26 protein-coding genes are annotated in these 23,404 nt (G+C 66.8%); 14 read left to right on the top strand and 12 right to left on the bottom strand.

Going from position 1 to position 23,404, the window contains the following annotated elements:
• Nucleotides 1-11: 11 nt before the first annotated feature.
• The 6 genes from MUG98_RS23640 to MUG98_RS23665 all read right to left on the bottom strand — a co-directional run bounded on the left by MUG98_RS23640 (nt 12) and on the right by MUG98_RS23665 (nt 5,415).
• Nucleotides 12-764 carry a TraB domain-containing protein gene (locus MUG98_RS23640; RefSeq protein ID WP_265109851.1) on the bottom strand — a complete coding sequence of 251 codons (753 nt, stop codon included), beginning with the start codon at nt 762-764 and terminating at the stop codon, nt 12-14.
• Between the two features lie 173 nt (nt 765-937).
• Nucleotides 938-2,662: a cation:proton antiporter gene (locus MUG98_RS23645; RefSeq protein WP_265109852.1), complete on the bottom strand. Its 1,725-nt coding sequence runs from the start codon at nt 2,660-2,662 to the stop codon at nt 938-940.
• Between the two features lie 137 nt (nt 2,663-2,799).
• Nucleotides 2,800-4,149, bottom strand: coding sequence for an FAD-dependent oxidoreductase (locus MUG98_RS23650; RefSeq protein ID WP_265109853.1), 1,350 nt, complete (start codon nt 4,147-4,149; stop codon nt 2,800-2,802).
• Nucleotides 4,150-4,313: 164 nt separating this feature from the next.
• Entirely contained in the window at nt 4,314-4,577 is a 264-nt protein-coding gene (locus MUG98_RS23655) for a HalOD1 output domain-containing protein (RefSeq protein WP_265109854.1), read from the bottom strand.
• 3 nt (nt 4,578-4,580) lie between these two features.
• The gene (locus tag MUG98_RS23660) at nt 4,581-5,168 is read right to left on the bottom strand and encodes a DsrE/DsrF/DrsH-like family protein (RefSeq protein ID WP_265109855.1); all 588 of its coding nucleotides are present in this window, start codon (nt 5,166-5,168) and stop codon (nt 4,581-4,583) included.
• 1 nt (nt 5,169) lies between these two features.
• On the bottom strand, nt 5,170-5,415 hold the full coding sequence (locus tag MUG98_RS23665) for a sulfurtransferase TusA family protein (RefSeq protein WP_265109856.1): 246 nt from the start codon (nt 5,413-5,415) through the stop codon (nt 5,170-5,172).
• A 245-nt stretch (nt 5,416-5,660) separates the two neighbouring features.
• On the opposite strand from MUG98_RS23665, the gene MUG98_RS23670 reads away from it, so the two are divergent.
• From MUG98_RS23670 to MUG98_RS23685, 4 genes are all read left to right on the top strand, one after another.
• Nucleotides 5,661-6,854 (top strand): MBL fold metallo-hydrolase, encoded by a 1,194-nt coding sequence (locus MUG98_RS23670; protein WP_265109857.1) that lies wholly within the window; start codon nt 5,661-5,663, stop codon nt 6,852-6,854.
• 20 nt (nt 6,855-6,874) lie between these two features.
• Complete coding sequence (locus MUG98_RS23675; RefSeq protein ID WP_265109858.1) at nt 6,875-7,366, top strand: YeeE/YedE family protein; 492 nt, start codon at nt 6,875-6,877, stop codon at nt 7,364-7,366.
• 1 nt (nt 7,367) lies between these two features.
• On the top strand, nt 7,368-7,826 hold the full coding sequence (locus MUG98_RS23680) for a DUF6691 family protein (protein ID WP_345779783.1): 459 nt from the start codon (nt 7,368-7,370) through the stop codon (nt 7,824-7,826).
• 62 nt (nt 7,827-7,888) lie between these two features.
• Complete coding sequence (locus MUG98_RS23685; protein WP_265109859.1) at nt 7,889-9,064, top strand: inorganic phosphate transporter; 1,176 nt, start codon at nt 7,889-7,891, stop codon at nt 9,062-9,064.
• A 41-nt stretch (nt 9,065-9,105) separates the two neighbouring features.
• Here the strand turns inward: MUG98_RS23685 and MUG98_RS23690 are convergent, their stop codons facing one another.
• The 3 genes from MUG98_RS23690 to MUG98_RS23700 form a co-directional block, all read right to left on the bottom strand.
• On the bottom strand, nt 9,106-9,909 hold the full coding sequence (locus tag MUG98_RS23690) for a ZIP family metal transporter (protein WP_265109860.1): 804 nt from the start codon (nt 9,907-9,909) through the stop codon (nt 9,106-9,108).
• A gap of 74 nt (nt 9,910-9,983) precedes the next feature.
• Nucleotides 9,984-10,862 carry a universal stress protein gene (locus MUG98_RS23695; protein ID WP_265112515.1) on the bottom strand — a complete coding sequence of 293 codons (879 nt, stop codon included), beginning with the start codon at nt 10,860-10,862 and terminating at the stop codon, nt 9,984-9,986.
• 80 nt (nt 10,863-10,942) lie between these two features.
• Nucleotides 10,943-12,016 carry a CNNM domain-containing protein gene (locus MUG98_RS23700; RefSeq protein ID WP_265109861.1) on the bottom strand — a complete coding sequence of 358 codons (1,074 nt, stop codon included), beginning with the start codon at nt 12,014-12,016 and terminating at the stop codon, nt 10,943-10,945.
• 233 nt (nt 12,017-12,249) lie between these two features.
• On the opposite strand from MUG98_RS23700, the gene MUG98_RS23705 reads away from it, so the two are divergent.
• On the top strand, nt 12,250-14,835 hold the full coding sequence (locus MUG98_RS23705; protein WP_265109862.1) for a cation-translocating P-type ATPase: 2,586 nt from the start codon (nt 12,250-12,252) through the stop codon (nt 14,833-14,835).
• A 145-nt stretch (nt 14,836-14,980) separates the two neighbouring features.
• Here the strand turns inward: MUG98_RS23705 and MUG98_RS23710 are convergent, their stop codons facing one another.
• Nucleotides 14,981-15,451 (bottom strand): GNAT family N-acetyltransferase, encoded by a 471-nt coding sequence (locus tag MUG98_RS23710; protein ID WP_265109863.1) that lies wholly within the window; start codon nt 15,449-15,451, stop codon nt 14,981-14,983.
• 89 nt (nt 15,452-15,540) lie between these two features.
• Between MUG98_RS23710 and MUG98_RS23715 the strand changes: the two genes are divergently transcribed.
• Both MUG98_RS23715 and MUG98_RS23720 read left to right on the top strand, forming a co-directional pair.
• Nucleotides 15,541-15,834 carry a DUF211 domain-containing protein gene (locus MUG98_RS23715; protein ID WP_265109864.1) on the top strand — a complete coding sequence of 98 codons (294 nt, stop codon included), beginning with the start codon at nt 15,541-15,543 and terminating at the stop codon, nt 15,832-15,834.
• 12 nt (nt 15,835-15,846) lie between these two features.
• Entirely contained in the window at nt 15,847-16,416 is a 570-nt protein-coding gene (locus MUG98_RS23720; RefSeq protein WP_265109865.1) for a VIT1/CCC1 transporter family protein, read from the top strand.
• A 25-nt stretch (nt 16,417-16,441) separates the two neighbouring features.
• Here the strand turns inward: MUG98_RS23720 and MUG98_RS23725 are convergent, their stop codons facing one another.
• Complete coding sequence (locus MUG98_RS23725) at nt 16,442-16,981, bottom strand: DUF1684 domain-containing protein (RefSeq protein ID WP_265109866.1); 540 nt, start codon at nt 16,979-16,981, stop codon at nt 16,442-16,444.
• Nucleotides 16,982-17,080: 99 nt separating this feature from the next.
• Complete coding sequence (locus MUG98_RS23730) at nt 17,081-17,521, bottom strand: thioredoxin family protein (RefSeq protein ID WP_265109867.1); 441 nt, start codon at nt 17,519-17,521, stop codon at nt 17,081-17,083.
• 460 nt (nt 17,522-17,981) lie between these two features.
• Here MUG98_RS23730 and MUG98_RS23735 point away from each other — a divergent pair, with 460 nt between their 5' ends.
• The 7 genes from MUG98_RS23735 to MUG98_RS23765 all read left to right on the top strand — a co-directional run bounded on the left by MUG98_RS23735 (nt 17,982) and on the right by MUG98_RS23765 (nt 23,396).
• On the top strand, nt 17,982-18,326 hold the full coding sequence (locus tag MUG98_RS23735; protein WP_265109868.1) for an SHOCT domain-containing protein: 345 nt from the start codon (nt 17,982-17,984) through the stop codon (nt 18,324-18,326).
• Between the two features lie 5 nt (nt 18,327-18,331).
• Nucleotides 18,332-18,571 (top strand): sulfurtransferase TusA family protein, encoded by a 240-nt coding sequence (locus MUG98_RS23740; RefSeq protein WP_265109869.1) that lies wholly within the window; start codon nt 18,332-18,334, stop codon nt 18,569-18,571.
• A 1-nt stretch (nt 18,572) separates the two neighbouring features.
• The gene (locus tag MUG98_RS23745) at nt 18,573-19,712 is read left to right on the top strand and encodes an NAD(P)/FAD-dependent oxidoreductase (RefSeq protein ID WP_265109870.1); all 1,140 of its coding nucleotides are present in this window, start codon (nt 18,573-18,575) and stop codon (nt 19,710-19,712) included.
• Nucleotides 19,713-20,351, top strand: coding sequence for a DUF1641 domain-containing protein (locus MUG98_RS23750; RefSeq protein ID WP_265109871.1), 639 nt, complete (start codon nt 19,713-19,715; stop codon nt 20,349-20,351).
• A gap of 282 nt (nt 20,352-20,633) precedes the next feature.
• Entirely contained in the window at nt 20,634-22,055 is a 1,422-nt protein-coding gene (locus tag MUG98_RS23755; protein ID WP_265109872.1) for a cytochrome ubiquinol oxidase subunit I, read from the top strand.
• Nucleotides 22,048-23,049 carry a cytochrome d ubiquinol oxidase subunit II gene (gene cydB, locus MUG98_RS23760; RefSeq protein WP_265109873.1) on the top strand — a complete coding sequence of 334 codons (1,002 nt, stop codon included), beginning with the start codon at nt 22,048-22,050 and terminating at the stop codon, nt 23,047-23,049. The genes MUG98_RS23755 and cydB overlap by 8 nt, the downstream gene beginning before the upstream one ends.
• Nucleotides 23,049-23,396, top strand: a complete 348-nt coding sequence (locus MUG98_RS23765) for a hypothetical protein (protein WP_265109874.1) — start codon at nt 23,049-23,051, stop codon at nt 23,394-23,396. The genes cydB and MUG98_RS23765 overlap by 1 nt, the downstream gene beginning before the upstream one ends.
• The last annotated feature ends 8 nt before the right edge of the window (nt 23,397-23,404 follow it).

Here is a 23,404-nt window from a genome sequence, read left to right on the forward strand (position 1 = left end):
CGGCCGATCGATCAGTCGATCGGGATCCGGGTCACCGATCGCGAGGACGTTTTGATCGGCACGACCGTATCGGGATCGGTGGAGTCGCGTTCGAGTTCCTCGAGCACGCGTCGAATCCCGTTGTGGTGGCCCGCACCGACGACGGCGACGACGTCGTACCCGTCGCTGCGAAGCCGGTGGAGACGGTTCGCCATCGACCGGTCGCGTCCGTCGATCATCACCTCGGCGACTTCCGGCAGCAGTCGTCGGACGTGGTCGATCATCGGCTGGACGTCGTCGCCGTGATCGACGTCCGAGAACGACGTCGTCATCGCCTCGATCTGTCTGGCGTAGTCCTCGGGCCCCATCAACTGTGCGCGAACCAGCAGCTTCGGAAGCGTCTCGAACCCCACGCGTCGTCCGAGCGCGTCCATCGTTTCCACGATCGGGTCGTCGATGAGGGCGACCTCGGTGTCCAGTTCCGCGGCGGTTTCGATCGCGGTTTCCATGTCGGTCTTCGTGGGGTCGAGTCCGTACAGCCGGACGACGGTCCGCTGGAGGGCCCGCAGTGTCGCGTACGCGGCCGCGGTCGGCGGCGGGAACTCCCGGGTCAGGTCGAAGGGGGACGACTGCTGGTTCCGATCGAGTCGCTCGAAGCGTCGCTCGTCGAGTTCGACGGCGACGACGTCGGGGTCGACCTCGCGAATCGTCTCGCGAACCCGCCGTCGGTGGGCCGGAGAGAAGTGGACGCTCGGGACGAACGTGATGGTGCCAGTCTCGGTCATTCGATCGGTCCGTTCACCGCCGAGGGGTATGAAGCTAGCAGACACCGTCGATCGTGACGGTGGAGTCACGACCCGTTTCGTCCCGCTGCCTGGCCGGCTCCGCGTAGGCGAACGGCTAGGCTCCACACCTAAAGGAGCAGACGATCCGCTGACCAACGGCTCGTCTCACGGTCTCACGCGTCCTCGGCGCCGGTCGTCGCCCCGTCGTCGTCCTGCCAGGGTCGATCGACGTCGAGGTCGTACGCGTCGATCGCGTCCGTCCAGAACTCCCGGAACGCCGACTCTTCGAGCCGTCCCACGTCGCTCTCGCCCGCGTCGACGCGCTCGAGTCGTTCGTCCACGGTCTCGAGGAGTCGATCGGCGTCGGCTCCCTCGACGACGCCCGACTTGATCGCTTCCATGACCGCGTCCTTCTCGCTCTCGAGCACGCGCCGCTCGCCCGCGAGTTCGGCCCGCCGACGGACGGACGGATACCGATCGAGAAGTTGCGAGATCGCCGCCTCGAGGCGGTTCTTCTCCCGACCGTACGTATCGCAGAACTCGACGTAGAGGTCCTGTGGGAGTTCTTCGTCCCGGTGCAGTGCGCTTGCGGTCGCAATGGCGGCGTCGACTCCTCGAAGTCGGGCCGTCAGGAGCCGATAAACTTCCTCGGGCGGCGATCGCTGGACGATCCCGAGGCGATCGAGCAGCGGGGCGATCGTCAGCCCCTGGACGAGGAGGCTGAGCGCCGCCACGCCGAAGACGAGCACGCGGAGTTCTTCGCGCAGGGCGGCCGGAAGTTCCGGCGGCAAGCCGAGGACCAGCGCGATGGGGATCGACGCGTGCAGGCCGCTCCAGGCGATCAGGTGCTGGGACGATCGCGAGATCGACTCGTCGAGCCAGCGATTGGTCACCGTCACGAGCGGATAGACGACGACGGACCGGGCGAGCACGACGAGGACGAACGCGATCACCACGAGTCCGGCGCTGTCGACGAAGGCCCCGATCGGCGTCTCGAGGCCGATGAGGACGAACAGGAGCGTGTTGAGCAGGAAGGCGACGGCGCTCCACGTCGTGGCGACGGTGATCCGCGTCCGCGGATCGAGCGCGTCGGTCTCCCCGCGATCGCCGATGAACAGGCCGGCGACGACGACCGCGATCGCGCCGCTCGCACCCAGCGCGTCGGCGAGGAGGTACGAGCCGTAGGCCAGGACGACGGTGAGGCTGACGCCGAGCATCGCGTCGTCGGCCGCGACCATCGCCCGATAGACGAGGTGGCCGGCCACGACGCCGACCAGGAAGCCGCCGAGGCTCGCGACCAGCAGTTCGATCCCGACGGTTCGAGCGAGGTCCGTGACGGACGTGACTGCCGTGGGCGAGGCCCCTCGCTGGACGGCTTCGACGACGGCCGCGAGGATCGTCGCGAAGAGAGCGACGCCCACCCCGTCGTTGAGCAGACTTTCGCTCTCGATGACGGTCGAGAGCCGTTTCGGCGCCCCGACGTCTTCGAACACCGCCACCACCGAAATCGCATCCGTCGGCAGGATCATGATCGCGAACAGCAGGGAGACGAGCAGCGGGTAGCCGAGCGCGTACCGACCGAACACGCCGAGCAGGAGAATCGAGAGCACGAGGCCGGGGCCGGCCAGCAGCACCACCGGGAGGAGGTCCGTCTGCAGGCGCTCCAGGTCGACGTTCGTACCACCCTGGAACAGCAACGCGGGAAGGACGACGAGCAGGATGATCTCCTCGGAGAGACCGATCGTGTGGGGGACTCCGATCGCCGACGCGCCGACGCCGACGAGGAGCAACGCGATCGTGTACGGAATGTTCGCGACCCTCGCAAGTGCGACGCCGGCCGTGGCCGCGATCAGCAAGACGACGACGAGCTCGACGAGAACGGTTTCGAGGACGCTCATCACGGACCGGCTACACCGCGTGGCCAGTTAACGCCACCACCGGTTCAGGGAGAGTGAGACGCCGACTCGTCGCCGTCTCGGTGAAAATCCGGGCCGAGATCCGATCGGGCCGGAGATCGATCGCGGTTACGAGTGACCTAGTCCTCGAGTTTGCCGGCAAGCACCTTCGCCGCGGTGAGGATCGGATCCCAGACGGGGCTGAACGGCGGCGCGTACGCGAGGTCGAGGTTCTGCAGCTCCGGGACGATAAGGTCCGCGTGCAGCGCCGTCGCGACCGTGTCGATCCGCTTTGCGCCCTCGCGGCCGACCACGCTGGCGCCGAGCACGCGCTCGCTCTCCCGATCGGCGACCAGCGTCACGGTGAGATCGGTCGCGCCGGGATAGTAGTGCGGGCGCGTCGGCGCCTCGATCGTCACGGAGACGGGGTCGAAGCCGACCTCTCGCGCCAGATCGGGGTCGATCACCCCGGTCCGGGCCGCCCCGAGGTCGAAGGCCTTGACGATCGCCGTGCCGGCCGTGCCGCCGGTCGGCGTGGGATCGCCCGCGACGGTGGTACCGATCGCTCGCCCGGCGCGGTTGGCGGTCAGTGCCAGCGGGACGTGATCGGGTTCGCCGGTCACGACGTTCGTCGCCTCCGCACAGTCGCCCGCGGCGTAAACGTCGTCGTAGTTCGTGCGGCCGTACTCGTCGGTCGCGATGGCACCCGTCGGTCCGAGTTCGATCCCGGCCTCCGCGGCGAGTTCGACGTTCGGCGCGACGCCGACGCCGACGATGACGACGTCCGCGGGCACGGAGTCGTCTTCCAGTTCGACCGCCTCGACGTGTTCGCCGCCGGCGAACCCCTGGACCGCCGTCTCGAGGTGCAGTTCGACGCCCTGATCGCGGAGGTGGTCTTCGACGACACGCGCGGTCTCCTTCCCGAAGGGCTGGAGCGTCTGCGGGAGCATCTCGAAGATCGAAACGTCGATTCCGCGTTCGGTGAGCGCTTCCGCCATCTCGACGCCGACGTAGCCGCCGCCGACGATCGCCGCGGACGCCGGTTCGTGGGCGTCGACGTAGTCCTCGATCGCGTCCGCCTCGTCCATGCTTCGCAGGGTGAACACGCCCCCGAGATCGAACCCGTCGAACGGTGGTTCGACGGCGCGAGCGCCGGTACCGATCAGCATGGCACCGTAGGGCTGGTCGAACCGATCGCCGTCGGTCTCGACGGTGACGGTCTTCGCCTCCGGATCGATCGAGACGACTTCGTGTCCGGTCCGGAGGTCCACGTCGCGTTCCTCGCGGAACTCCTCGGGCGTCACGGCGACGAGGTCCTCGAGGTCGTCGACGGCCCCCTTCACGTAGTAGGGCATGCCACAGGCCGCATACGAGACCCACTCGCCTTTCTCGAAGACGATCACGTCGAGGTCCGGATTCTCGCGCTTCGCTTTGCTCGCGGCACTCATCCCGGCAGCGTCACCGCCGACGATTACGAACGGGTCGTCCATACGCCAGGGTAGGGCCGCTACCGTGTAAAGTATTTCGCGAATTCCCCAATATTGGTGAACGGATCGTTTCGAAGTTCGGTCGTTCGAAGCGTGCGGTGCTGGCTCAGAACCGACGAGTGGTCAGGTGATGCAGGGTCGCGGGTGACCGACGGAAAATGGTCTCGTTATTCCAGTTCGACGCGGCCGTTCGAGTGAACCGTCACGTCGTATCCTCGGTACCTGAACGTCAGACGTCCGCGTCGGGCCGAGTCGTCGGCGGCGACCGGCTCGAACAACCGGTCCAGCGCGGCCGCGTCGACGACTTCGTTGAGCGGTGGCTCGAGGTCGGCCGGAGCGACGCCCTCCGCGTCGGCGATCACCTCGAGGGCGCGCATACTCGGCTTCGTGAACGCGTGCTCGTCCTCTCCGACTGTGTCGGTCCTGGGCATGGATTACACCAGCAGCTGGATGTCGGACTCGGCCATGTGTTGCAGCGCGGTGGCCGCGCCGACGCCCGTCGTCACGCCGTCGTAGAAGTCGTCTTCGTCGTAGTCCATCAGCTCGATCGTCATCTGGCAGGCCTGCAGATCGACGCCGCTGTCGAGCGAGAGGTCGATCAGCTCCTCGATGGTGGCGGTGCCGTTCTCGTCGATCTTCTTCTGCATCATCTTCGTGGCCATCGAGTCCATGCCGGGGAGCGCGGCGAGCGCGTTCGGCATCGGCATGTTCGGGTTCCCGACGGCGCTCAGCTTGAGGTTCTGGGATTTCTCCTCGTGGAGGATGTCGAGACCCCAGAAGGTGTGGAAGACGACGACGTCCCAGCCGAAGGCGGCCGCCGTGCTCGCCAGGATCAGCGGCGGGTAGGCCATGTCGAAACTGCCCTGGGTCGCGACGATCGTCATCTTCTTCTGGTCGTCGCCCTCGTCCAGGTCGGCGATCGACTCCTCGAGCTCGTCGACGCGCTCGTACAGCGCCTGCAGCTCGTCGTGGTCGATCTCGCCGTCAGCGTCGATCGGTGTCGTGGGGTTGTCCGTACTCATCTTATGCCGTTTTCTTCACGTAGTGGGTGTAGAGGTCGCCGTCCTCGACCTGATCGAGGAGCTCGACCCCGTCGGTGCCCTCGGCCCAGCCCTGAATGTCGCTCATGCTGCCCGAGTCGGTCGCGATAACTTCGAGGACGTCGCCGTCTCCGAGGTCGTCGATGGCCTGCTTGGTCTTCACGATAGGCATCGGGCACGACTGTCCTTTCACGTCGAGCGTCTCCGTGGTGTCGTATTTCGAACTCATGTTTTCTCTGTGCTCTGTATTGGAGCTATCGTACAATATTGGCTACGACCATAAAAGGATATCGATTATTGTGCCCGATGTGAATAGCCGTCGTTCGTCGGGATCGGACATATTGCGGTGATGATCCATAATACACGCGCACATTGGATCTAAATACGTTGATGGCGATCCAGCTGTATTGTGCGGTAAGTGAATAACTATGCAAACCCTTAAGTGCGAGCAGCCGGTACTGGGCAGTGTACAACATGGACGACATGGACTTTCCAACGCCGGACGTCGAAATCGAATCGGTGACGCCGGACGAACTGAAAGCACGTATCGACGCGGGCGAGGAGGTTACGATCCTCGACACGCGAATGGAATCGGACTACGAGGAGTGGCGCATCGACGGGGAGAACGTCGAGTCGATCAACGTTCCCTACTTCGAGTTCCTCGAGGACGAGATCGACGCCCACGTCCTCCAGAAGATCCCCGACGACCGCGAGATCACCGTCCTCTGTGCGAAAGGCGGTGCGAGCGAGTACGTCGCTGGAACCCTCGCCGAGCGCGACTACGACGTTCACCACCTCGAAGACGGGATGAACGGCTGGGCGCGCATCTACGAGGCCGTCGAAGTCGAGCGCTACGACGGCGCCGGCACGCTGCTCCAGTACCAGCGCCCCTCCAGCGGCTGTCTCGGCTACCTCGTCTACGACGACGGCGAGGCCGCCGTGATCGACCCGCTGCGGGCGTTCACTGACCGTTACCTCGAGGACGCCAAGGAACTGGGCGTCGACCTCGAATACGCGATCGACACGCACATTCACGCCGACCACATCTCGGGCGTCCGCGCGCTCGACGCCGTCGGCGTCGAGGGCGTCATTCCCGAGGCGTCGGTCGATCGCGGGGTCACCTACGCCGACGAGCTGACGCTGGCCGAGGACGGCGACGAGTTCCAGGTCGGCGACGCCACCATCGAGACGGTGTACACGCCCGGGCACACCTCCGGGATGACCTCGTACCTGATCGACGACTCGCTGCTCGCGACCGGCGACGGGCTGTTCGTCGAGAGCGTCGCCCGTCCCGACCTCGAGGAAGGCGACGACGGCGCGCCCGAGGCCGCTAGCCTGCTCTACGAGTCGCTGCAAGAGCGCGTGCTCACGCTACCCGACGAGACGCTCATCGGCGGTGCCCACTTCAGCGACGCGGCCGAGCCCGCCGACGACGGTACCTACACGGCGCCGATCGGCCAGCTCGTCGAGGAGATGGACGCGCTGACGATGGACGAAGACGAGTTCGTCGAGCTGATCCTCTCGGACATGCCGCCGCGGCCGGCCAACTACGAGGACATCATCCCGACGAACCTCGGACAGCAGGAGGCCGACGACGAGGAAGCGTTCGAACTCGAACTCGGCCCGAACAACTGCGCCGCCAGTCAGGAATCGCTGGCAGGTGACTGATCGAAGTGATCGAGATCGGAATGCCCGCTGAACTCGTCGCCCAGTCCGTGGTCGCAGACCCGTTCCCCAACGGCGTCTATCGATACGCCGTCGGGGGGCTGCTCGTCGGACTGGGGGCCGTCGTGATCTACCTCGGAACCGGCATCCCGGCCGGCGCGAGTACGTTCCTCGAGTCGACGCTGTCGTACGTCTCGGACCAGTCGCGGTTCCAGCAGTATCTCGGGTCGCGGGACTGGCGCGTCGTCTTCACGCTAGGAATCATCCTGGGGGCGGCGGTCTACGCCGTCTTCTGGCAGCGCGGCGCGTGGACGACGGACGTCCAGCCCTGGCGGCTGCTGATCGGCGGCGTCTTCGTCGGGATCGGCACCCGCATCGGCAAGGGCTGTACGTCGGGTCACGGCGTCTGTGGCGTCGGATCGGCCTCGAAGACGTCGATCGTCGGGGTCATTACGTTCCTGACGGTCGCGATCGTGACAGCGCAACTGGTTCAGGCGATGGGGGTGAGTCCGTAACATGGCCGACCGCCATCCCCTGTTCATGCCGCTGATCTTCGTCGGCGGCCTGATCTTCGGCTTCGGACTCGCCTTCAGCCACATGGCCCGCCCCGAAGTGGTGCTGGACTTCCTCCAGTTTACCGACTTCGGGCTGCTGTTCGTCATGTTCGGCGCCGCGATCGTCTCGGGCATCGCGTTCGCGACCATGCCCCGACTCCGCGATCGCGCGCCGCTGACCGGCAGGCCGTACGGTCGGCGACTGAAGTCGTTCGATCGGAACGTCCTGATCGGCGGCGCGATCTTCGGCGTCGGCTGGGGCCTCTCGGGGATCTGTCCCGGCGCGGCCTACGCTAGCCTCGGGATCGGTAACATCACCATCCTGTGGGCGCTCGCCGGCATGTTCGCCGGTGCCTACGTCCAGGGCCGCTGGCGGAGCCACCGTTCCGCGTCCAAAGCCGCCGCGACGGGTGCCGACTAACCCCCTTTCCCACGTATCGTGGACCACGAACCGCTGACAGACCGTCTTTTCGTACACTACTGATGGACCCATCGACGATACTCCTGTTCGGCCTCGCTGCCCTCGCGAGCCTCTTCATGGCCTGGGTGATCGGTGCCGGCTCGAGCGGTGCGACGCCGTTCGCCCCGGCCGTCGGCGCGAACGCCATCTCGACGATGCGCGCGGCGTTTATCGTCGGGATTCTCGGTTTTGTCGGCGCGGTAACCCAGGGAGGGAGCGTCTCCGAAGCCGTCGGCCGCGATCTGGTCACCGGCGTCAGCCTCCCTCCCAGCGCGGTCATCGTCGTCCTCCTGATCGGTGCGGGACTGATGGCGATCGGGATCTACACCGGCTACCCGATCGCGACCGCGTTCACCGTGACCGGTGCGGTGATCGGCGTCGGGTTCGCTATCGGCGGTGAGCCGGCCTGGACGAAGTACACCGAAATCGGCGTCCTGTGGGTCCTGACCCCGTTCGTCGGCGGCTCGATCGCGTACGCGATCGCGAGCGTGCTTCCGCGTCCGGACGTTCCGGAGCGCGTCAGCGTCCCGTTGCTCGCGGGACTCGTCGGCGCCGTCGTCGCGAACCTCGAGTTCGCGTTTCTCTCGTCGGTCGGCGGGACCCTCGCGACCGCCGGGAGCGCCGCGATGCCGATCGATGGCCCCCTCAGTGTGGCCGCAATCTCGCTCGGCGCGGGGGTGCTCGTCGCGCTCGTCGTCCGCTGGGACGTCGACCGCGACGAGATCGGCGGACTGCGACGATTCCTGCTCGTACTCGGGGGACTCGTCGCGTTCTCCGCGGGCGCGAGTCAGGTCGGACTCGCCGTCGGCCCCCTGCTCCCGCTGCTGGACGACCTGACGATGATCTCGCCGATCGCGGTCCTGCTCGGCGGCGGCCTCGGGATGCTCGTCGGCTCCTGGACCGGCGCGCCGCGGATGATCAAGTCGATCTCCCAGGAGTACGCCTCGCTCGGCCCGCGCCGGTCGATCGCGACCCTCGTCCCCTCGTTTCTCATCGCCCAGACGGCGGTCCTGCTCGGGGTTCCGGTCTCGTTCAACGAGATCATCGTCAGCGCGATCATCGGCAGCGGCCTCGCGGTGGGCGGCGGCGCTGGCGTCAGCCCCCGAAAACTGGGGATCACCGTCGTCGCCTGGATCGCGTCGTTCGCCCTCGCGTTCGTCCTCGGCTACGGGTCGATGCTGGTCGTCGCCGGGTCCTGACGCTGCACACCTTCGATGCCGCCCCGCGTAGCACCGCGCCCTCACACGAACGTGAGCGGCACCATTACCAAAATTCCGAGGACGATCCCGCCCGCGAGTTCCGGCTTCCCGCCGCTCGGTAACTGATCGCCGATGTCCAGCGCCTCGGGAATGAACTCGGTGAGCACGAGGTAGATCATCGCCCCGGCGGCGAAGCCGAACCCGTAGGGGAGCAACTCCTCGGCGATCCGGACGAACGCGAACGCGATGACGGCCCCGATCGGCTGTGGCAGACTCGAGAACACCGCCCACCAGACCATCTTCCACCTGGCGACGCCCATCGCCTTGAGGGGGATCGAGATCGCGGTCCCCTCCGGAACGTTGTGGATCGAGATCGCGACTGTCATGAAGATCGCCAGCACCGGGACGGTGACGCCCAGAATCGCCACGCCGCCCTCGCCCTTGAGGCCGAGGTCGGCGAACGAGACGCCGACGGCGATTCCCTCGGGAAAGCTGTGGACGGTCAGGATCCCGAGGATGAGCACGAGTTTCTTGAAGTCCGCCTCCTCGTACTCCTGCGGATCGATGTCGGCGTCCATCAGGACGTCGTGGGCGACGACGACGAGGACGACGCCGACGGCCATCCCGACGGCGATCTCCATTGGCGTCCCTTCGGCCAATCCCTCGTCGATGAGTCCGAACACCGACGCCGAGACCATGATCCCCGACGCGAGCCCCCAGAGTACGACGTTGCCTCGATCGCTGATCTCGTCGAAGAAGAAAAACGGCAGCGCGCCGATCCCGGTCGCCAGCGCCGTGACGAATCCCGCGACGAACACGATCGCGAGATTCTCGAGAAGAGCCATCCGTGTGTCACGTATCGAACCGCCCGTATAAACCGCCAGCGAAAGCGGCACCCCTGTCGTTTCGAGCCCCGCGATCAGTCGTCGGCGGCGTCCGCCGAGTTCGTCGTCAGGACGGGAGCCGGGGCCGTCCGGAGGACCCGCTCAGTGATGGACCCGAGCAGGTGCTGGTCGAGTCCGGTGCGCCCGTGGGTGCCCATGACGACGAGGTCGACGTCCGCCTCGTCCGCGAACGACTGGATCTCCTGCGTGACCGACCCGAACTCGATCGCCGTGACGACGTCGTCGACCCCCGCGTTCGTCGCGATCGTCGACGCCTCCTCGAGCACGTCGCGTGCGTGTTCCTCGAGTCGATCGGCCGCCGGCGACGAACCGACGGCGAGGCCGAGCGTCGGTTCGTCGACGACGGACAGCAGGTGCATCGTCGCGCCGTGGCGGGACGCGATCGCAGAGCCGAGTCGCAGTGCCCTCCGCGCGTGGTCGCTCCCGTCGGTGGGTACGAGCACGTCCTCGTAGGGATACGATCGCGTCGCGTCCTCGGCGCGGACGGTCAGGACCGGCGGCTCGCTTTCGTTGACGACGCCCTCCGCGACGCTCCCGAGGACGTACTCCTCGAGGCCCCGGTGTCCGTGGGTTCCCATCACCACGAGGTCGACGGGCCCCTCGGCGGCGGCGTCGACGATCGCCGTCCCTGGATTGCCCTGGACGACGTCGTCGACGATGGGGACCCCCCGCTCCTCTGCCCGCTCGCGGGCGTCCGAGAGAATCTCTTCGCCTTCCTCTTCGAGCACGTCGACGACGGTCCCCTCGTAACGAACGAGACTGGGCTTGTTCGTGTCGGCGACGTAGAGCAACTGGACGGTCGCCCCGTGATCGGCCGCGATATCGAGCGCGTGATCGAGCGCGGCGATCGAAGAGTCGCTGCCGTCGACGGGGACGAGGAGGAAATCGTACATGTCCGCCCGTTCGTCCGGAAGCGGCATACGTTTATCCGTCCGTTAGACGACGCCATCTCGGTCTCGTCCGCGGACGGCGATCACCGGCGGCCCGCCCGCAGGAGTTCGTCCCCGTCGAGCGGGTCCTCGAACTCGCCGACGAGCGCTTCGAGGGCGTCGGTGGCCGTCAGCAACCCGACGATTTCGCCGTCGTCGTCGACGAGCGCGAGTTCCTGGTGTTCGGACTGGAGTTCGTCGATCGCGTCGCTGATCGTCGTCTCGGCGGCCATCGTCACCGGCGGCTTCGCGAGGTCCTCGAACGTCACCGCGCCGCTTCGCAGGTCGTCGATCCGGTCGACGACCGTCGGGACGTAGACGATGCCGACGAACTCCTCGGGCACGTCGTCGATCAGCGGAAATCGCGTGTGCGGACTCGAGCCGATCCGATCGAGGTTCTCCTCGACGGACGTCCGCGTCGAGAGGAACCGAACGTCCTCGACGTCGGTCATGGCGTCCGTGACCGGTTCCTCACCGACGACGAACGCGTTGAGGATCTCCTCCCGGCGTTCCTCGGGGAGATCGCCCTGTTCGAGGACCGAGCCGAGTTTCTTCCGGAGGTCGGCCCGCGTCTCGATGATCTCCGTCTCGGTCTCGAGCCACGCCCCGGTCATCTCGACGCCGAATCGTCGGAGCGTCCACTTCGCGACGGCGTCGCCGAACCAGATCACGGGTCTGAGGAGTACCGCGAACCAGTACAGCGGGGTCGCCCCGTACCGGGCGACGAACTTCGTCCGCTCGACGCCGAGGTAGGTGGGCGTCTGTTCGCCGTGAGTGAGGTGCAGGAGGTTGATGACGACGAAGGCGAAGACGGCCCCCGCACCCGCGGACGCGAGCGCCGTGTTCTGGAAGACGGGTTCGATGATCGTCGCGAGCGCTGGTTCGGCGACGATGCCGACGGCGATGCTCGTCGCGCTGATCCCGACCTGACAGCTGGTGAGGTAGATCTCGAGGTCGTTCGTCATCTCCCACGCCCGGCGGAGACCGGGGTCGTCGAACTCCGACTCCGGGTACTGCCTGACGCGAGTGAGCGCGAACTCGATCGCGACGAAGAACCCGTTCGCCAGGATGAGCGCGACCCCGGCGAGGAGGCGGAGTGAGATTTCGAAGCCGTTCACTGGCGTGATGTTCCGCCGGGAGGAGTAACTTGTTGTCGGTTCCACGACGAGTGTCGCACCAGCCGTCGGTTCCCGACCCTGGCCGCGATCCGCGATCGTCGCCCGCCCGCTCCGATCGTCCGGCTCGAGAGCCGCGATCCGGGACGGGGGTCGCCACGGTGCGACGTGTCTGGGGAGTCTATCGGACGACGTATCTGGGGAGTCTATAGGGATTCGACTGCAAGATCATGTCGATGCCCGATCCGCCACACGCGGTGCCGTCCGAGCGGGTCCTCGAGACCCTCGAGTCGGGACCCGCCGGTCTGTCGAGCGACGAGGCGCGTCGACGACGCGAGGAGTACGGGGAGAACGACATCGTCCGGGGCGGCGGTCGATCGCCGCTTACGATCTTCGTCGCACAGTTCGACAGCGTCCTGATCTGGGTCCTGCTCGCCGCCGCCGGCCTCTCGATCTGGGCGGGTCACGAGGTCGACGCGGTCCTGATCGCGATCATCGTCGTGGCCAACGGGATATTCGGGTTCGTCCAGGACTACCGGGCCGAACGGAGCCTCGAGTCGCTTCGCGAACTGGCCGCGCCGACGGCCACGGTCCGCCGGGACGGGGAAGCGATCGACGTCGACGCGACGGCGCTCGTCCCCGGCGACGTGGTCGTCCTGCGCGGCGGCGACGTCGTCCCCGCCGACGGCCGGTTGCTCGAGGCGACCGACCTGAACGTCGACGAGGCGGCGCTGACCGGCGAGAGCGTCCCGGTCTCGAAGTCGGCGGCGCCGGTCGAGTCGGGGACGCCCCTCGCCGATCGGACGAGCATGGTCTACAAGGGGACGAACGTCACCCGCGGCAAGGGGGTCGCCGTCGTCACCGGAACGGGCATGGAGACGGAAGTCGGCGACATCGCCCGGGAACTCGCCGCGACCGAAGAGACGCGGACGCCGCTCCAGGACGAACTCGATCGGCTGGGTCGGACCCTCGGACTCGGCGTCCTCGCCCTCTCGGCGCTGATCGCGCCGCTGTTGCTCGTCCGGGGGATCGACCCGGTCCAGGCCGCGCTCACTGCGGTGTCGCTGGCCGTCGCCGCGATCCCCGAGGGGTTGCCGGCGGTGGTCACGCTCACGCTCGCGCTCGGCGTTCGCGAGATGTCTGCGGAGAACGCGCTCGTCCGTCGGCTCCCGGCAGTGGAGGCCCTCGGGGCCGTCGACGTCGTCTGTACGGACAAGACGGGAACCCTCACGAGAGGCCAGATGACCGTGAGCAAGATCTGGACGAACGACGCCGTCGTCGGCGTCGACGCCGGCCCCGACGGGGACGGGACCGGCGACGCGGAGCAGGTCTCCGATCGCGAGGAACTGCTCTTGCGGATCGGCACGCTCTGTAACGACTCGACCCTCGAGGACGGGAATCCGACCGAGCAGGCGCTGCTCGAGGCCGCCGATCGGCGCGGTTTCGATATCGACGCCCTCCGGGCCGAGAATCCGCGCACCGGCGAGGTCCCCTTTTCATCCGAACGGAAGTGGATGGGCACCGTCCACGACGACGTCGGCTACGTCAAGGGCGCACCCGAGGTCGTCGTCGAGAACTCGGATCGGATCCTGACCGACGACGGGCCGAAACCTCTGACGGACGACCGGCGCGATCGGATCGAGGCGATCGTTCGGGAGTTCGGCGACGACGCGCTGCGCGTGCTGGCGATGGCCTACCGCGAGGACCCGGACGACGCCGACGACCTCGCGGACGGGCTGACGTTCGTGGGTCTTTCCGGGATGATCGATCCGCCGCGGGAGGAGGTCGCCGACGCGATCGCGGTGACGACGCGTGCCGGCATCGCCGTGAAGATGGTGACCGGCGACAACGTCCGGACGGCCCGGGCGATCGCCGACTCGCTCGGCCTCGGCACCGCGGTGGTCGAGGGCCGGGAGATCGAGGCGATGGACGACGAGACACTGCGCGATCGGGTCGAGTCGGTCGACGTCTTCGCGCGGACGTCGCCGGAGCACAAGGTTCGCATCCTCCGTGCGCTCCAGGCCCGGAATCACGACGTCGCGATGACGGGCGACGGGGTCAACGACGCGCCCGCGCTGAAAAACGCCGACGTCGGCGTCGCGATGGGGATTCGCGGTACCGACGTCGCCAGGCAGGCCTCGGACATCGTCCTGCTGGACGACGACTACGCGACGATCGAACGAGCGATCGAACGGGGCCGGGGAATCTTCGACAACATCTGGAAGTTCGTCGCCTACCTCCTCAGTGCGAACGTCGCGGAGGTGGCGCTCGTCTTCCTCGCCTCGCTGTACGGCTACCTCATCCTGCCGGCCGTCCAGTTGCTGTGGATCAACCTGCTGACCGACGGCTTGCCCGCGCTGGCTCTCGGCGCGGACCCCAAGAGCGGCGACGTGATGGGGCGACCGCCGCGCGATCCCGATCGGGGAATCATCGGCCACCAGATGCTCGGGCTAATCGGCGGCACCGGTGCCGTGACGACGGTCGTCATGCTCGCGTTCATGGTCTACACGCTGAAAGGCGCGCCCGAGGTCACGCCGTACGCGATGACGATGGTGTTTACGGGCTTCGTCTGCCTCGAGTTCGTAAAACTCTACGTCATCCGCTGGCTGCGCGAGACGCCGACGCTGTCGAATCGGTGGCTCGCGGCCGCCGTCGCGACGTCCATGGGTCTCCAGCTTGCGGTGCTGTACACGCCGCTCAACCGGTACTTCGGGACGATCCCCCTGGGCCTGACGGACTGGGGGATCATCGCCGGCGTGCTCGCCGTGTGTCTGCCCGCGTACGTCGGGGTCGCCGTGCTCGTCAGTCGGATCGATCGGTGAGTCCGCCGGTCATGTACGGGCGGGTGGCGGCCGTCGGCGTTCGACGCGCATTCTCCTCCGCTGTGTATCCCGACGCGCATTCTCCCCCGCCGTAGGCTGTCATCGACCGCGAGTTCGCACCTCCAGGGGCGGCGGGAAGACGCACTTATCGGATCCGCTTTTCCATGACGATTTCGTCGTAGTCGCGGTACTCCAGCGGATACGGTCCCGTCTTCTCGTACCCGCGGCTGCGATAGAAGTCGGGGAGCGAGGGATGTTCCTCGGGCGTCGTCAGCCACACGGTGTCGTGGTTCCACTCCCTGACCCGTTCCTCCGCGTGAGCGATCAGTTCGGTGCCGATCCCCTCTCCCTTCCAGTCTTCCCGAACGGCGAGACGGCTCAACTTGGCCCGGTTCGACTCCGTTTCTTCGAGGCGGACTCCGCCGACGATTTCGGCTTCGACCGCGGCGACGTAGACCCGATGGTCGTGAATCCACTCTTCGACGGTGTCCGCTGCTACGGATTCTGCTTTCATGGGAAACCCGAGCAGACGGTTTTCCCGATACGCACTCCGATACACGTCCGCGAGTTCCGCGGCATCTGCGCTGGTCGCTCGTCGGATCCGCACCTCAGCCATGCGATTTCCTTTTGGATCATCTCACTTACCGGTTCGTGTCCGCCCGGACTACCCTCGTCACTAAGTCCGTCGGGAAAGACCGTCGTATCATGAGTCCCGCGATACGACGCCTCGTTCTCGACGTGATGAAGCCGCACGAACCGGACGTCCTCGAATTCGCCGATGTGGTCGCCGACCACGAGGGTGTCGACGGCGTCAACGTCGTCCTGATCGAAACCGATCGGGAGGTCCAGAACCTCAAACTCACGATGGAGGGGTCCGACGTCGACGCGACGGCCGTCGAGGAGGCCATCGCCGACCTCGGCGGGACGGTCCACTCGATCGATCAGGTCGTTTGCGGCGAGCGAGTGGTCGAACAGCGCGACACGCCGCAGGACCGCTGAGGGGTGAGACGAGTGACCGACCTCCGGACCCTTCTCGCGGACGAGGACGTCAGGTCGATCTCGCGGCGGTACTTCATCTCCAACGGGTTCGACGGCACGCTGACGAGCATCGGGATCGTCGTCGGCGCGTACCTCTCGGGCGTTTCAGAGGGAATCACCGTGGTCACCATCGGGCTGGGTGCGGCCGTCGGACTGGGAACCTCGGGCGTCTGGAGCGTCTGGGAGATCGAGCGAGCCGAGAAACAGGCGGAACTGCTGCGGATCGAGCGAGCCATGCTGACCGACCTCGACGGGACGAGCCCCCAGCAGCGCCAGGCAGGGGCCAGAAAGATCAACGCGGTCGCGAGCGGCATCGGGCCGCTCATCGGAATCGTCCTGCCGCTGCTCCCCTTCCTCGCTCACGGCGTCCTCTTCTCCCTGCTCGAGGCGACGCTCGTCGCCGTCGCCATCGGCGTGGCCGTGCTCTTCTGTTTCGGCGCGTATCTCGGCTCGATCTCGAAGCAGAACTGGATCGTCGCGGGCATCCGGATGGGGCTCGCGGGAATCGTGGTCGCGTTCCTGAACCTGTTCCTGCCCGGTTGACGCCGCTTGCAGACCGGGGCCGCGCTCAGTGGTACGCCTTCTCGCCGGCCTCGATCGGCCCCTCGAGCCAGTTTTCCGTCGGCGGGAGCGGACACTCGTACCGGTCCGAGTACGCACACGTCGGGTTGTACGCCGCGTTGAAGTCGAGGATCCAGGTTCCCTCGTCCGTCCGGTGTGCCTCGCGCTCGAGGTCGAGGTACCGGCCGGCCCCGTAGGTCTCCTCGCCGCTCGTCGCGTCGCGGAACGGAACCCAGAGTCGATCGTCCTCCGGATCCGACTTGTAGGCCTGCAGCGTGACGTCCTCGCCGGCGACGGAGAACCGGAACTCGCCCCAGCGCAGGTACTCCCGTTCGCCGTCCGTGCTCGTCCCGACGACCACCCGTTCGGGATCGTCGTACCGGTGTAGCGGGAGTTCGAACCGGTAGTCCGCGTCGATCGGGTAGTACGAGAGACCGTCGAAGGTCTCGCGCTCGTCCGCCGGCAGCGGCGAGTGTCGACTCTCGCCGAAGTACTGGTCTTTCTCCTCCCGTTGCCCCTCGATCGCTCGTTTCCAGTCGGCGGTCATGGCTGAACTGTGTGGGATATCGTCGTCAATTCGGTGCTCGATTCGAGAGTCGGTCCAGGCGCGGAGCCGTCGATCGACGCGCCGATCGCGGTCGACCCGTTAGCTGTGTTGCTCGATGAGCCCCGCCAGCGTCGCCCGATCCTGAACGCCGACCATGCGCTCGACCGGTTCGCCGTCGGCGTAGAGGACGAGCGTCGGGACCCCGCGAGCGCCCAGTTGCTGGGCGAGCCGTTGGTGGGCGTCGACGTCGACTTTCGCGACGGCGGCGTCGGTCTCCGCGGCGAGGGACTCGACCGTCGGTTCGAGCATCTGGCACGGACCACACCAGTCGGCGTAGCAATCCACGAGGACGACGTCGTGTTCGCCGACGACCTCGTCGAGGTGGTCGCGACCCCTGATGCTGATCGGGGTGTCCGGGCTGGCCGCCTGCTCGACGGCGCTGGAGTCCCCCGATACGGACCCGTTCTCGAGACGATCGCGCAACTCTCGTTTCTTCTGCTCACGGATTCGCTGCCGTTCGTCGTCCATGGAGTCGCTCATCGTGCGATCGTACGGACTCGGCAACTATAACAATTGTGTGTGCAAGGGACAATATTGGCGCGGGAAAGAGGGAGGGGTCTCGTGGCCGACGTCAGCGTGGATCGACTCACGTGTCGACCGCGACGAGTGGATCGAACGGCGGGCGGGACGAAGAGCGGGTCGAAGGGCGACGATCGCGTCGGTTGCGAGTGGATCGGCGTCCGTGACGAACGGGTCGAGGGTAGGCGCGGAAACGAGCGAGCACAGGACCGATTCCAACAGCGTCGCCAGAACGACGAGCGAAATCGATCGACCTGAATCGGCACCGGGCGGTCGAGCGTCTGTCTCGGACAGTCGAGACGCGCCCGGAAACGTTCGGGCCTGGGTCGTCACTTATATACTCTTCGCCTATTCTTGACCGGGTGGATTTCGCGGTAATGGTTTATCCACACAAGACTATATATTCTACTGTGATCGGACCATGACGCAACTACGCGAAACGATCGGACGGTACGCCCGGAGATTCGCGGTGACCGGTGCCGTCCTCCTCGTCGCCGCGACCGCGACGGGTGCCGCGCAGGGCCACGGTGGCACCGGTGGAACGATGGGCGGCTGGGGAGGGTTCGGCGGTTGGATGTTCCTCTGGCCGGTCCTGTTGTTCGGAGTGCTCGCACTGCTGGCCCTCTGGACCGGGAGTCGAGGACGGGAGGCTCGCACTGCCCGCCCCGATCGGTCGCTCGCGGAACTCCGCGAACGCTACGCACGGGGCGAACTCTCCGACGAGGAGTTCGAGCGACGACGACGGAACCTGCGGTTGCAAGGGTGACTACCATGACAGATACTACCGAACCAGACGTGACGATCGACTCGCGCGACGCAACGTGTCCCGGCCCGCTGATGGACCTCATCGGGAAGGTGAAAACGCTCGACCCGGGGACCGTGGTCGAACTCCAGACCACGGAACGAAACTCCACGACCGACGTCCCGGAGTGGCTCGAGGAAGCCGGCCACGACCTGGTCGAGATCGAGGAGCGCGACGACCACTGGAACATCTACATCGAGGTCAACTGAGATGCATCGAATCGCTATCGTTGGCGGCGGAACGGGGGGGACGGTCCTCGCGAATCGGCTCGCGAGCGAATTACAGTCCGAGATCGAGGCTGACGAGGTCGAGGTCCGGCTGATCACGGCGGATCCGGACCACGTCTACAAGCCGACGTTCCTGTACGTGCCGTTCGGGAAGAAGACGGTCGACGACGCCAGACGGCCGATCGAGGACCTCATCGACCGCCGCGTCACCCTCACGATCGGCGAGGTGGTCGACGTCGACACGGACGGAAAGAAGCTGACGTTCGGCGATAGCTCGGTGCTCGCCTACGACCAGCTCGTGCTGGCGACCGGCGCGACCCTCGAACCCGAGGCCGTTCCGGGGCTCGCCGAGGGCGGCCACCACTTCTACGGCCCCGACGGAGCCGAACGGCTCCGGGACGACCTCGCCGACTTCACCGAGGGTCACCTCGTGCTGAGCGTCGTCGGCGTGCCGCACATGTGCCCGGCCGCGCCGGTCGAGTTCACCCTGATGGTCGACGACTGGCTCCGCGAGCGGGGCCGGCGCGAGGACGTCGAGATCACCTACACGTACCCGATCAACCGCGCCCACGGCCTCGAGTCGATCGCCGACTGGGCGACCGACCTGTTCGAGGAACGGGACGTCAACCTCGAGACGTTCTTCAACGTCGAGGAGATCGACCCGGACGCGGAGGTCATCGAGACGGTCGAGGGCAGCGAGATGGAATACGACCTGCTCGTGGCCATCCCGCCCCACGCGGGCAGCGACCTCGTAACTGACGCGGGACTGGGCGAGGACGGCTGGGTCGACGTCGACAAGCACACGCTCGAGGCGACGAACGCCGAGGACGTCTACGCGATCGGCGACGCCGCCGACGTCCCGACGAGCAAGGCCGGTAGCGTCGCCCACTACGAAGCGGGCGTCGTCGCCGACCGGATCGCCAGTCGCGCCCGCGGGACGGTCCCGACGGCGACCTACGACGGCAAGACCGTTTGCTTCCTCGAGGCGGGGATGGACGAGGCCACGTTCATCGAGTTCAGCTACGGCGAGGAGCCGTTCGTCCGCGAGCCGTCGAAACCGCTCCACTGGGCGAAACTCGGCTACAACGAGTCCTACTGGCTGACCGCACGGGGGTTACTGTAGATGTCGAACACCGAGCCCGACACCGAATCCGTGACCGAGGCCGCCGACGCGGGGGAACCGACCCTCGAGGAACTCGTCGCCGAGAACCCCGACGAGGTCGCTCGGTTCCTCGAACGCATCGACGTCGTCAACGATCTGCTCGATACGGCGGACCTCGCGACGGCCGCGATGGACGATCGGATGGTCCAGGAGCTGTCCGGAACCGCGACGAACCTCGGCGCCGCGGCGGACGGGCTGGCGACGCCCGAGGCCGCGGCGCTCGGCGAGGCGACCGGCGAGAACGCCGACGACCTCGCCGACGCGATCGAGACGCTCGCCCGCCTGCAGCGATCGGGGACGCTCGACGACCTCGTGGCCGTCGCGGACGTCGCCGCGCTCGGCTCGGCCGCGATGGACGACGGGATGGTGACCGATCTCGCGGCGACCGGCACCAGTCTCGGCGAACTGGCCGACACGGCAGCCGACGACGACGTCGCCCGCACGCTCGAGTCGCTGCTCGAAGCCGTCGGCGAAGCGAGTGCCGAACCGACGGAGCCACTCGGCATCCGCGGACTCGTACGTGCCCTCCGGGACCTGGACGTTCGGCGGGGTCTCGGGTTCGTGATCTCCGTCGCCCGTAAGATGGGCGAGCGGCTATAGGAGCGGTCCGACCAGTGAGTCCCGTCACGTCAACTTCTCCTCCTCGCCGGTGACGGGTAACGAGTCGCGGAGTAGTGCATCGTCGATCGAAACCGCCTGACGGAGTACTCAGCCACTGCCTTTCGACGTTCGTACCGCAAACACTACGCCTCGGTGCACCTTACCTACGATCGGACACTCCGTCGTTTCGACTACGATCGGACACTCCGTCGTTTCGACTACGATCGGCCACCCCGTCGCTTCGAGGAAGAATCGCACCCGAATATCCGTCAGGTCTACTCCATGATCGATCCAGTCACCGCCAGTCGGTTGCAGTTCGCGCTCACGACTATCGTCCACATCATCTTTCCCGTGATGAGCATGGGGCTCGCGCCCTTCCTCGTCTACTTCACGTGGAAAGACATCCGCACCGGGAAACCGATCTACGAGCAGTTACGCAGGTTCTGGACGCGGATCTTTGCCGTCAGCTTCGTCGTCGGCACCGTGACGGGCATCGTCCTCGAGTTCGAGTTCGGCACCAACTTCGCGGCGTTTTCGACGACCGCGGGCGAACTGTTCGGCGGGCCGCTCGCACTCGAGGGGATGATGGCGTTCATGCTGGAGGCGACGTTCCTCGGGATCTTCGTCTTCGGCCGCGAACGCGTCGGGAACCCGCTGTACATGGTTTCGGCGGTCGCCGTCGGACTCGGGACGTGGCTCTCCGCCGTCTGGATCCTGATCGCCAACTCGTGGATGCAGACGCCGCGAGGCTACGAACTGGCCACGGAGAACGGGCAGACGATCGTCCACCTGGTCGATCCGATCGCGGCCTACGCGAACCCTCGGTTCCCGTGGATGTTCGTCCACATGCAAAACGCCGCCGTCGAGTCCGTCGCGCTGTTCATGGCCGGACTCGGCGCCTACTTCGTCTTCAGACACCACGTCTGGGGCTATCCGGTCGAGAACGTCGGATTCTGGGAGACGACGCTCAAGTTCGGCCTCCTCGCACTGCTCATCACCGCGCCGCTGCAAGTGCTCCACGGCGATCTGTACGCGCGACACATCGTCGAAACCCAGCCCCAGAAGTTCGCCGCGATGGAAGCCGTCTGGGAGACCGACTCATACGTCCCCGAGTACATCGTCGCGTTCCCGACGAGCATCGGGGACCTGCTCGATCCGCGGGCCAAGGACATCTTCGGCATCGGGATCCCCGGTGGCGCGTCGTGGCTCGCCAGCGGCGGCGATCCGCAGGCGTCGATCCAGGGGCTGAACGAGTTCGAGGGGCCACAGCCGCCCGTGGCGATCGTCTTCTGGGCGTTCCGGATCATGGTCGCGCTCGGGTTCTGGTTCATCCTGCTGGCCGTCTGGGGCGGCTACCGCTGGTGGAACGGGGAACTCCTCGAAGACGACCTCCTCCACAAGGCGCTGATGGCCTCGACCCCGCTCGGGATCGTCGCGGTCGAACTGGGCTGGGTCGTCACGGAGGTCGGTCGCCAGCCGTGGGTCATCCAGGACGTCCTGCGGACGAGCGACGGCGTCTCACCGGGACTCACCGGTCTCGAAGCGACGGCGACGCTCGCCGGGTTCGCCGTCGTCTACCTCGGCTTACTCGCCCTCTACACGTACGTCGTCGTCCGGATCGTCCGCGCCGGACCGCCGGACGTGTCGACGACGGACGTGGACCGACCGGAGATGCCCGCGTCGGAGGTGGGCGCCGATGACTGACCCGGCATCGCTCGCGACCGATCCCCTGTTCGGGCTTCCGCTCGCCGACCTCTGGTTCGGACTGTTGTTCTTCATCTTCGCCACGTTCCTGTTTCTCGACGGCTTCGACTTCGGGGTCGGCGCGCTGTTCGCGACCCGCGAGGACGACGACGAGCGCGAGCAGTTGCTGTCCGCGATCGGGCCCTTCTGGGACGGCAACGAGGTGTGGCTCGTCGTGTTCGGCGGTGCCATGTTCGCGGCCTTCCCGGCCGTCTACGCCAACCTGTTCAGCCGCCACTACCTGCTGATGTTCGCCATCCTGGGCGCGCTCATTATTCGGGGCCTCGCACCCGAGATGTACGAACAGCGCCACGACGAGGCGTGGCAGCGGTGGTGGGGGCGGGCGTTCGTCGTCGGCAGCCTCGCGGCCCCGTTCTTTCTGGGGATGTTCACGGCGAACTGGCTGTTCGGCGCGACGACGATCGTGACGCTGCCGGGGCTCGTCGTCGGACTCGCAGTCGTCGCACTGACCGTCGTCGACGGCGTAGCTTTCCTCCGACTGAAGACGCGTGGCGACCTGCGCGACGACCTCCGGACTGACGGGTTTCGCGCGCTCGCGGCGTATCTCGTCCTGGTCGTGGTGACGCTGGGATACGTCTACGGAGCGGCACCCGCGCTGCGGCCGGCCCTGTTCTCCGCGCCGATCACCGCGCTCGTCCTCGCCACGCTCGTCCTCGCCGGGGTGTACGCGGCGGCGACGCGGGCGGACCGCTACTACGTGGCGTTCGGTGCCGCCGCAGGGCTCGTCTTCTCCCTGGTCGGCATCGTCGCCGGCCTGATGTATCCGGCCATCGACCGCGCCGGCGGACTGACCGTCGAAACGGCCATCGTCTCGACGCTCCCGCTCAATCTCATGTCCATCGGAGCGGCGATCCTGCTCCCGCTCGTATTCGTCTACTTCGCGGTCCTCTACTCCGCGTTCAGCGGTCCGATCGAAGCGGGTGAGTCGTACTGATGGGGGCCAGCGGCGACGACGACCGCGCCGAACACGGACGCGCCGAGGACGATCGCCCGGCGGTCGGCGACCCGGACTCGCCCGACCGCACCGACGAACGATCGGCGATCGGACCGGGCGAATCCGGTCCGTCCCCGCCGCGGCTGAGTTCCCGGATACTGGTGACGTGGATCGAACTCACGGTCGTCGGCATCACCGGCGGCCTCCTCGGTGCTGCGGTCGGCGGCCCGCCCGGGTTCGTGATCTACCTGGCGACGACCCTGCTCACCGTCGGCATCGTCTTTCACAACGTGAACGAACTCGTCAAGGCGTGGCTCCGGGCGTCGAGCGGGCGATCGATCGAGTGATCGACGTC

It is taken from the genome of Halosolutus halophilus, from assembly GCF_022869805.1.
In the GTDB taxonomy this organism is placed as follows: domain Archaea; phylum Halobacteriota; class Halobacteria; order Halobacteriales; family Natrialbaceae; genus Halosolutus; species Halosolutus halophilus.

What these genes read in the sequence shown, in the direction of transcription:
- MUG98_RS23755 (WP_265109872.1), top strand. Translation starts at nt 20,634, where the DNA reads ATGATCGATCCAGTCACCGCCAGTCGGTTGCAGTTCGCGCTCACGACT.
- MUG98_RS23735 (WP_265109868.1), top strand. Translation starts at nt 17,982, where the DNA reads ATGACGCAACTACGCGAAACGATCGGACGGTACGCCCGGAGATTCGCG.
- MUG98_RS23715 (WP_265109864.1), top strand. Translation starts at nt 15,541, where the DNA reads ATGAGTCCCGCGATACGACGCCTCGTTCTCGACGTGATGAAGCCGCAC.
- MUG98_RS23675 (WP_265109858.1), top strand. Translation starts at nt 6,875, where the DNA reads ATGCCCGCTGAACTCGTCGCCCAGTCCGTGGTCGCAGACCCGTTCCCC.
- MUG98_RS23665 (WP_265109856.1), bottom strand. Translation starts at nt 5,415, where the DNA reads ATGAGTTCGAAATACGACACCACGGAGACGCTCGACGTGAAAGGACAG.
- MUG98_RS23705 (WP_265109862.1), top strand. Translation starts at nt 12,250, where the DNA reads ATGCCCGATCCGCCACACGCGGTGCCGTCCGAGCGGGTCCTCGAGACC.
- MUG98_RS23685 (WP_265109859.1), top strand. Translation starts at nt 7,889, where the DNA reads ATGGACCCATCGACGATACTCCTGTTCGGCCTCGCTGCCCTCGCGAGC.
- MUG98_RS23660 (WP_265109855.1), bottom strand. Translation starts at nt 5,168, where the DNA reads ATGAGTACGGACAACCCCACGACACCGATCGACGCTGACGGCGAGATC.
- MUG98_RS23695 (WP_265112515.1), bottom strand. Translation starts at nt 10,862, where the DNA reads ATGTACGATTTCCTCCTCGTCCCCGTCGACGGCAGCGACTCTTCGATC.
- MUG98_RS23680 (WP_345779783.1), top strand. Translation starts at nt 7,368, where the DNA reads ATGGCCGACCGCCATCCCCTGTTCATGCCGCTGATCTTCGTCGGCGGC.
- MUG98_RS23650 (WP_265109853.1), bottom strand. Translation starts at nt 4,149, where the DNA reads ATGGACGACCCGTTCGTAATCGTCGGCGGTGACGCTGCCGGGATGAGT.
- MUG98_RS23750 (WP_265109871.1), top strand. Translation starts at nt 19,713, where the DNA reads ATGTCGAACACCGAGCCCGACACCGAATCCGTGACCGAGGCCGCCGAC.
- MUG98_RS23740 (WP_265109869.1), top strand. Translation starts at nt 18,332, where the DNA reads ATGACAGATACTACCGAACCAGACGTGACGATCGACTCGCGCGACGCA.
- MUG98_RS23640 (WP_265109851.1), bottom strand. Translation starts at nt 764, where the DNA reads ATGACCGAGACTGGCACCATCACGTTCGTCCCGAGCGTCCACTTCTCT.
- MUG98_RS23730 (WP_265109867.1), bottom strand. Translation starts at nt 17,521, where the DNA reads ATGAGCGACTCCATGGACGACGAACGGCAGCGAATCCGTGAGCAGAAG.
- MUG98_RS23745 (WP_265109870.1), top strand. Translation starts at nt 18,573, where the DNA reads ATGCATCGAATCGCTATCGTTGGCGGCGGAACGGGGGGGACGGTCCTC.
- MUG98_RS23710 (WP_265109863.1), bottom strand. Translation starts at nt 15,451, where the DNA reads ATGGCTGAGGTGCGGATCCGACGAGCGACCAGCGCAGATGCCGCGGAA.
- MUG98_RS23765 (WP_265109874.1), top strand. Translation starts at nt 23,049, where the DNA reads ATGGGGGCCAGCGGCGACGACGACCGCGCCGAACACGGACGCGCCGAG.
- MUG98_RS23725 (WP_265109866.1), bottom strand. Translation starts at nt 16,981, where the DNA reads ATGACCGCCGACTGGAAACGAGCGATCGAGGGGCAACGGGAGGAGAAA.
- MUG98_RS23670 (WP_265109857.1), top strand. Translation starts at nt 5,661, where the DNA reads ATGGACGACATGGACTTTCCAACGCCGGACGTCGAAATCGAATCGGTG.
- cydB (WP_265109873.1), top strand. Translation starts at nt 22,048, where the DNA reads ATGACTGACCCGGCATCGCTCGCGACCGATCCCCTGTTCGGGCTTCCG.
- MUG98_RS23690 (WP_265109860.1), bottom strand. Translation starts at nt 9,909, where the DNA reads ATGGCTCTTCTCGAGAATCTCGCGATCGTGTTCGTCGCGGGATTCGTC.
- MUG98_RS23655 (WP_265109854.1), bottom strand. Translation starts at nt 4,577, where the DNA reads ATGCCCAGGACCGACACAGTCGGAGAGGACGAGCACGCGTTCACGAAG.
- MUG98_RS23645 (WP_265109852.1), bottom strand. Translation starts at nt 2,662, where the DNA reads ATGAGCGTCCTCGAAACCGTTCTCGTCGAGCTCGTCGTCGTCTTGCTG.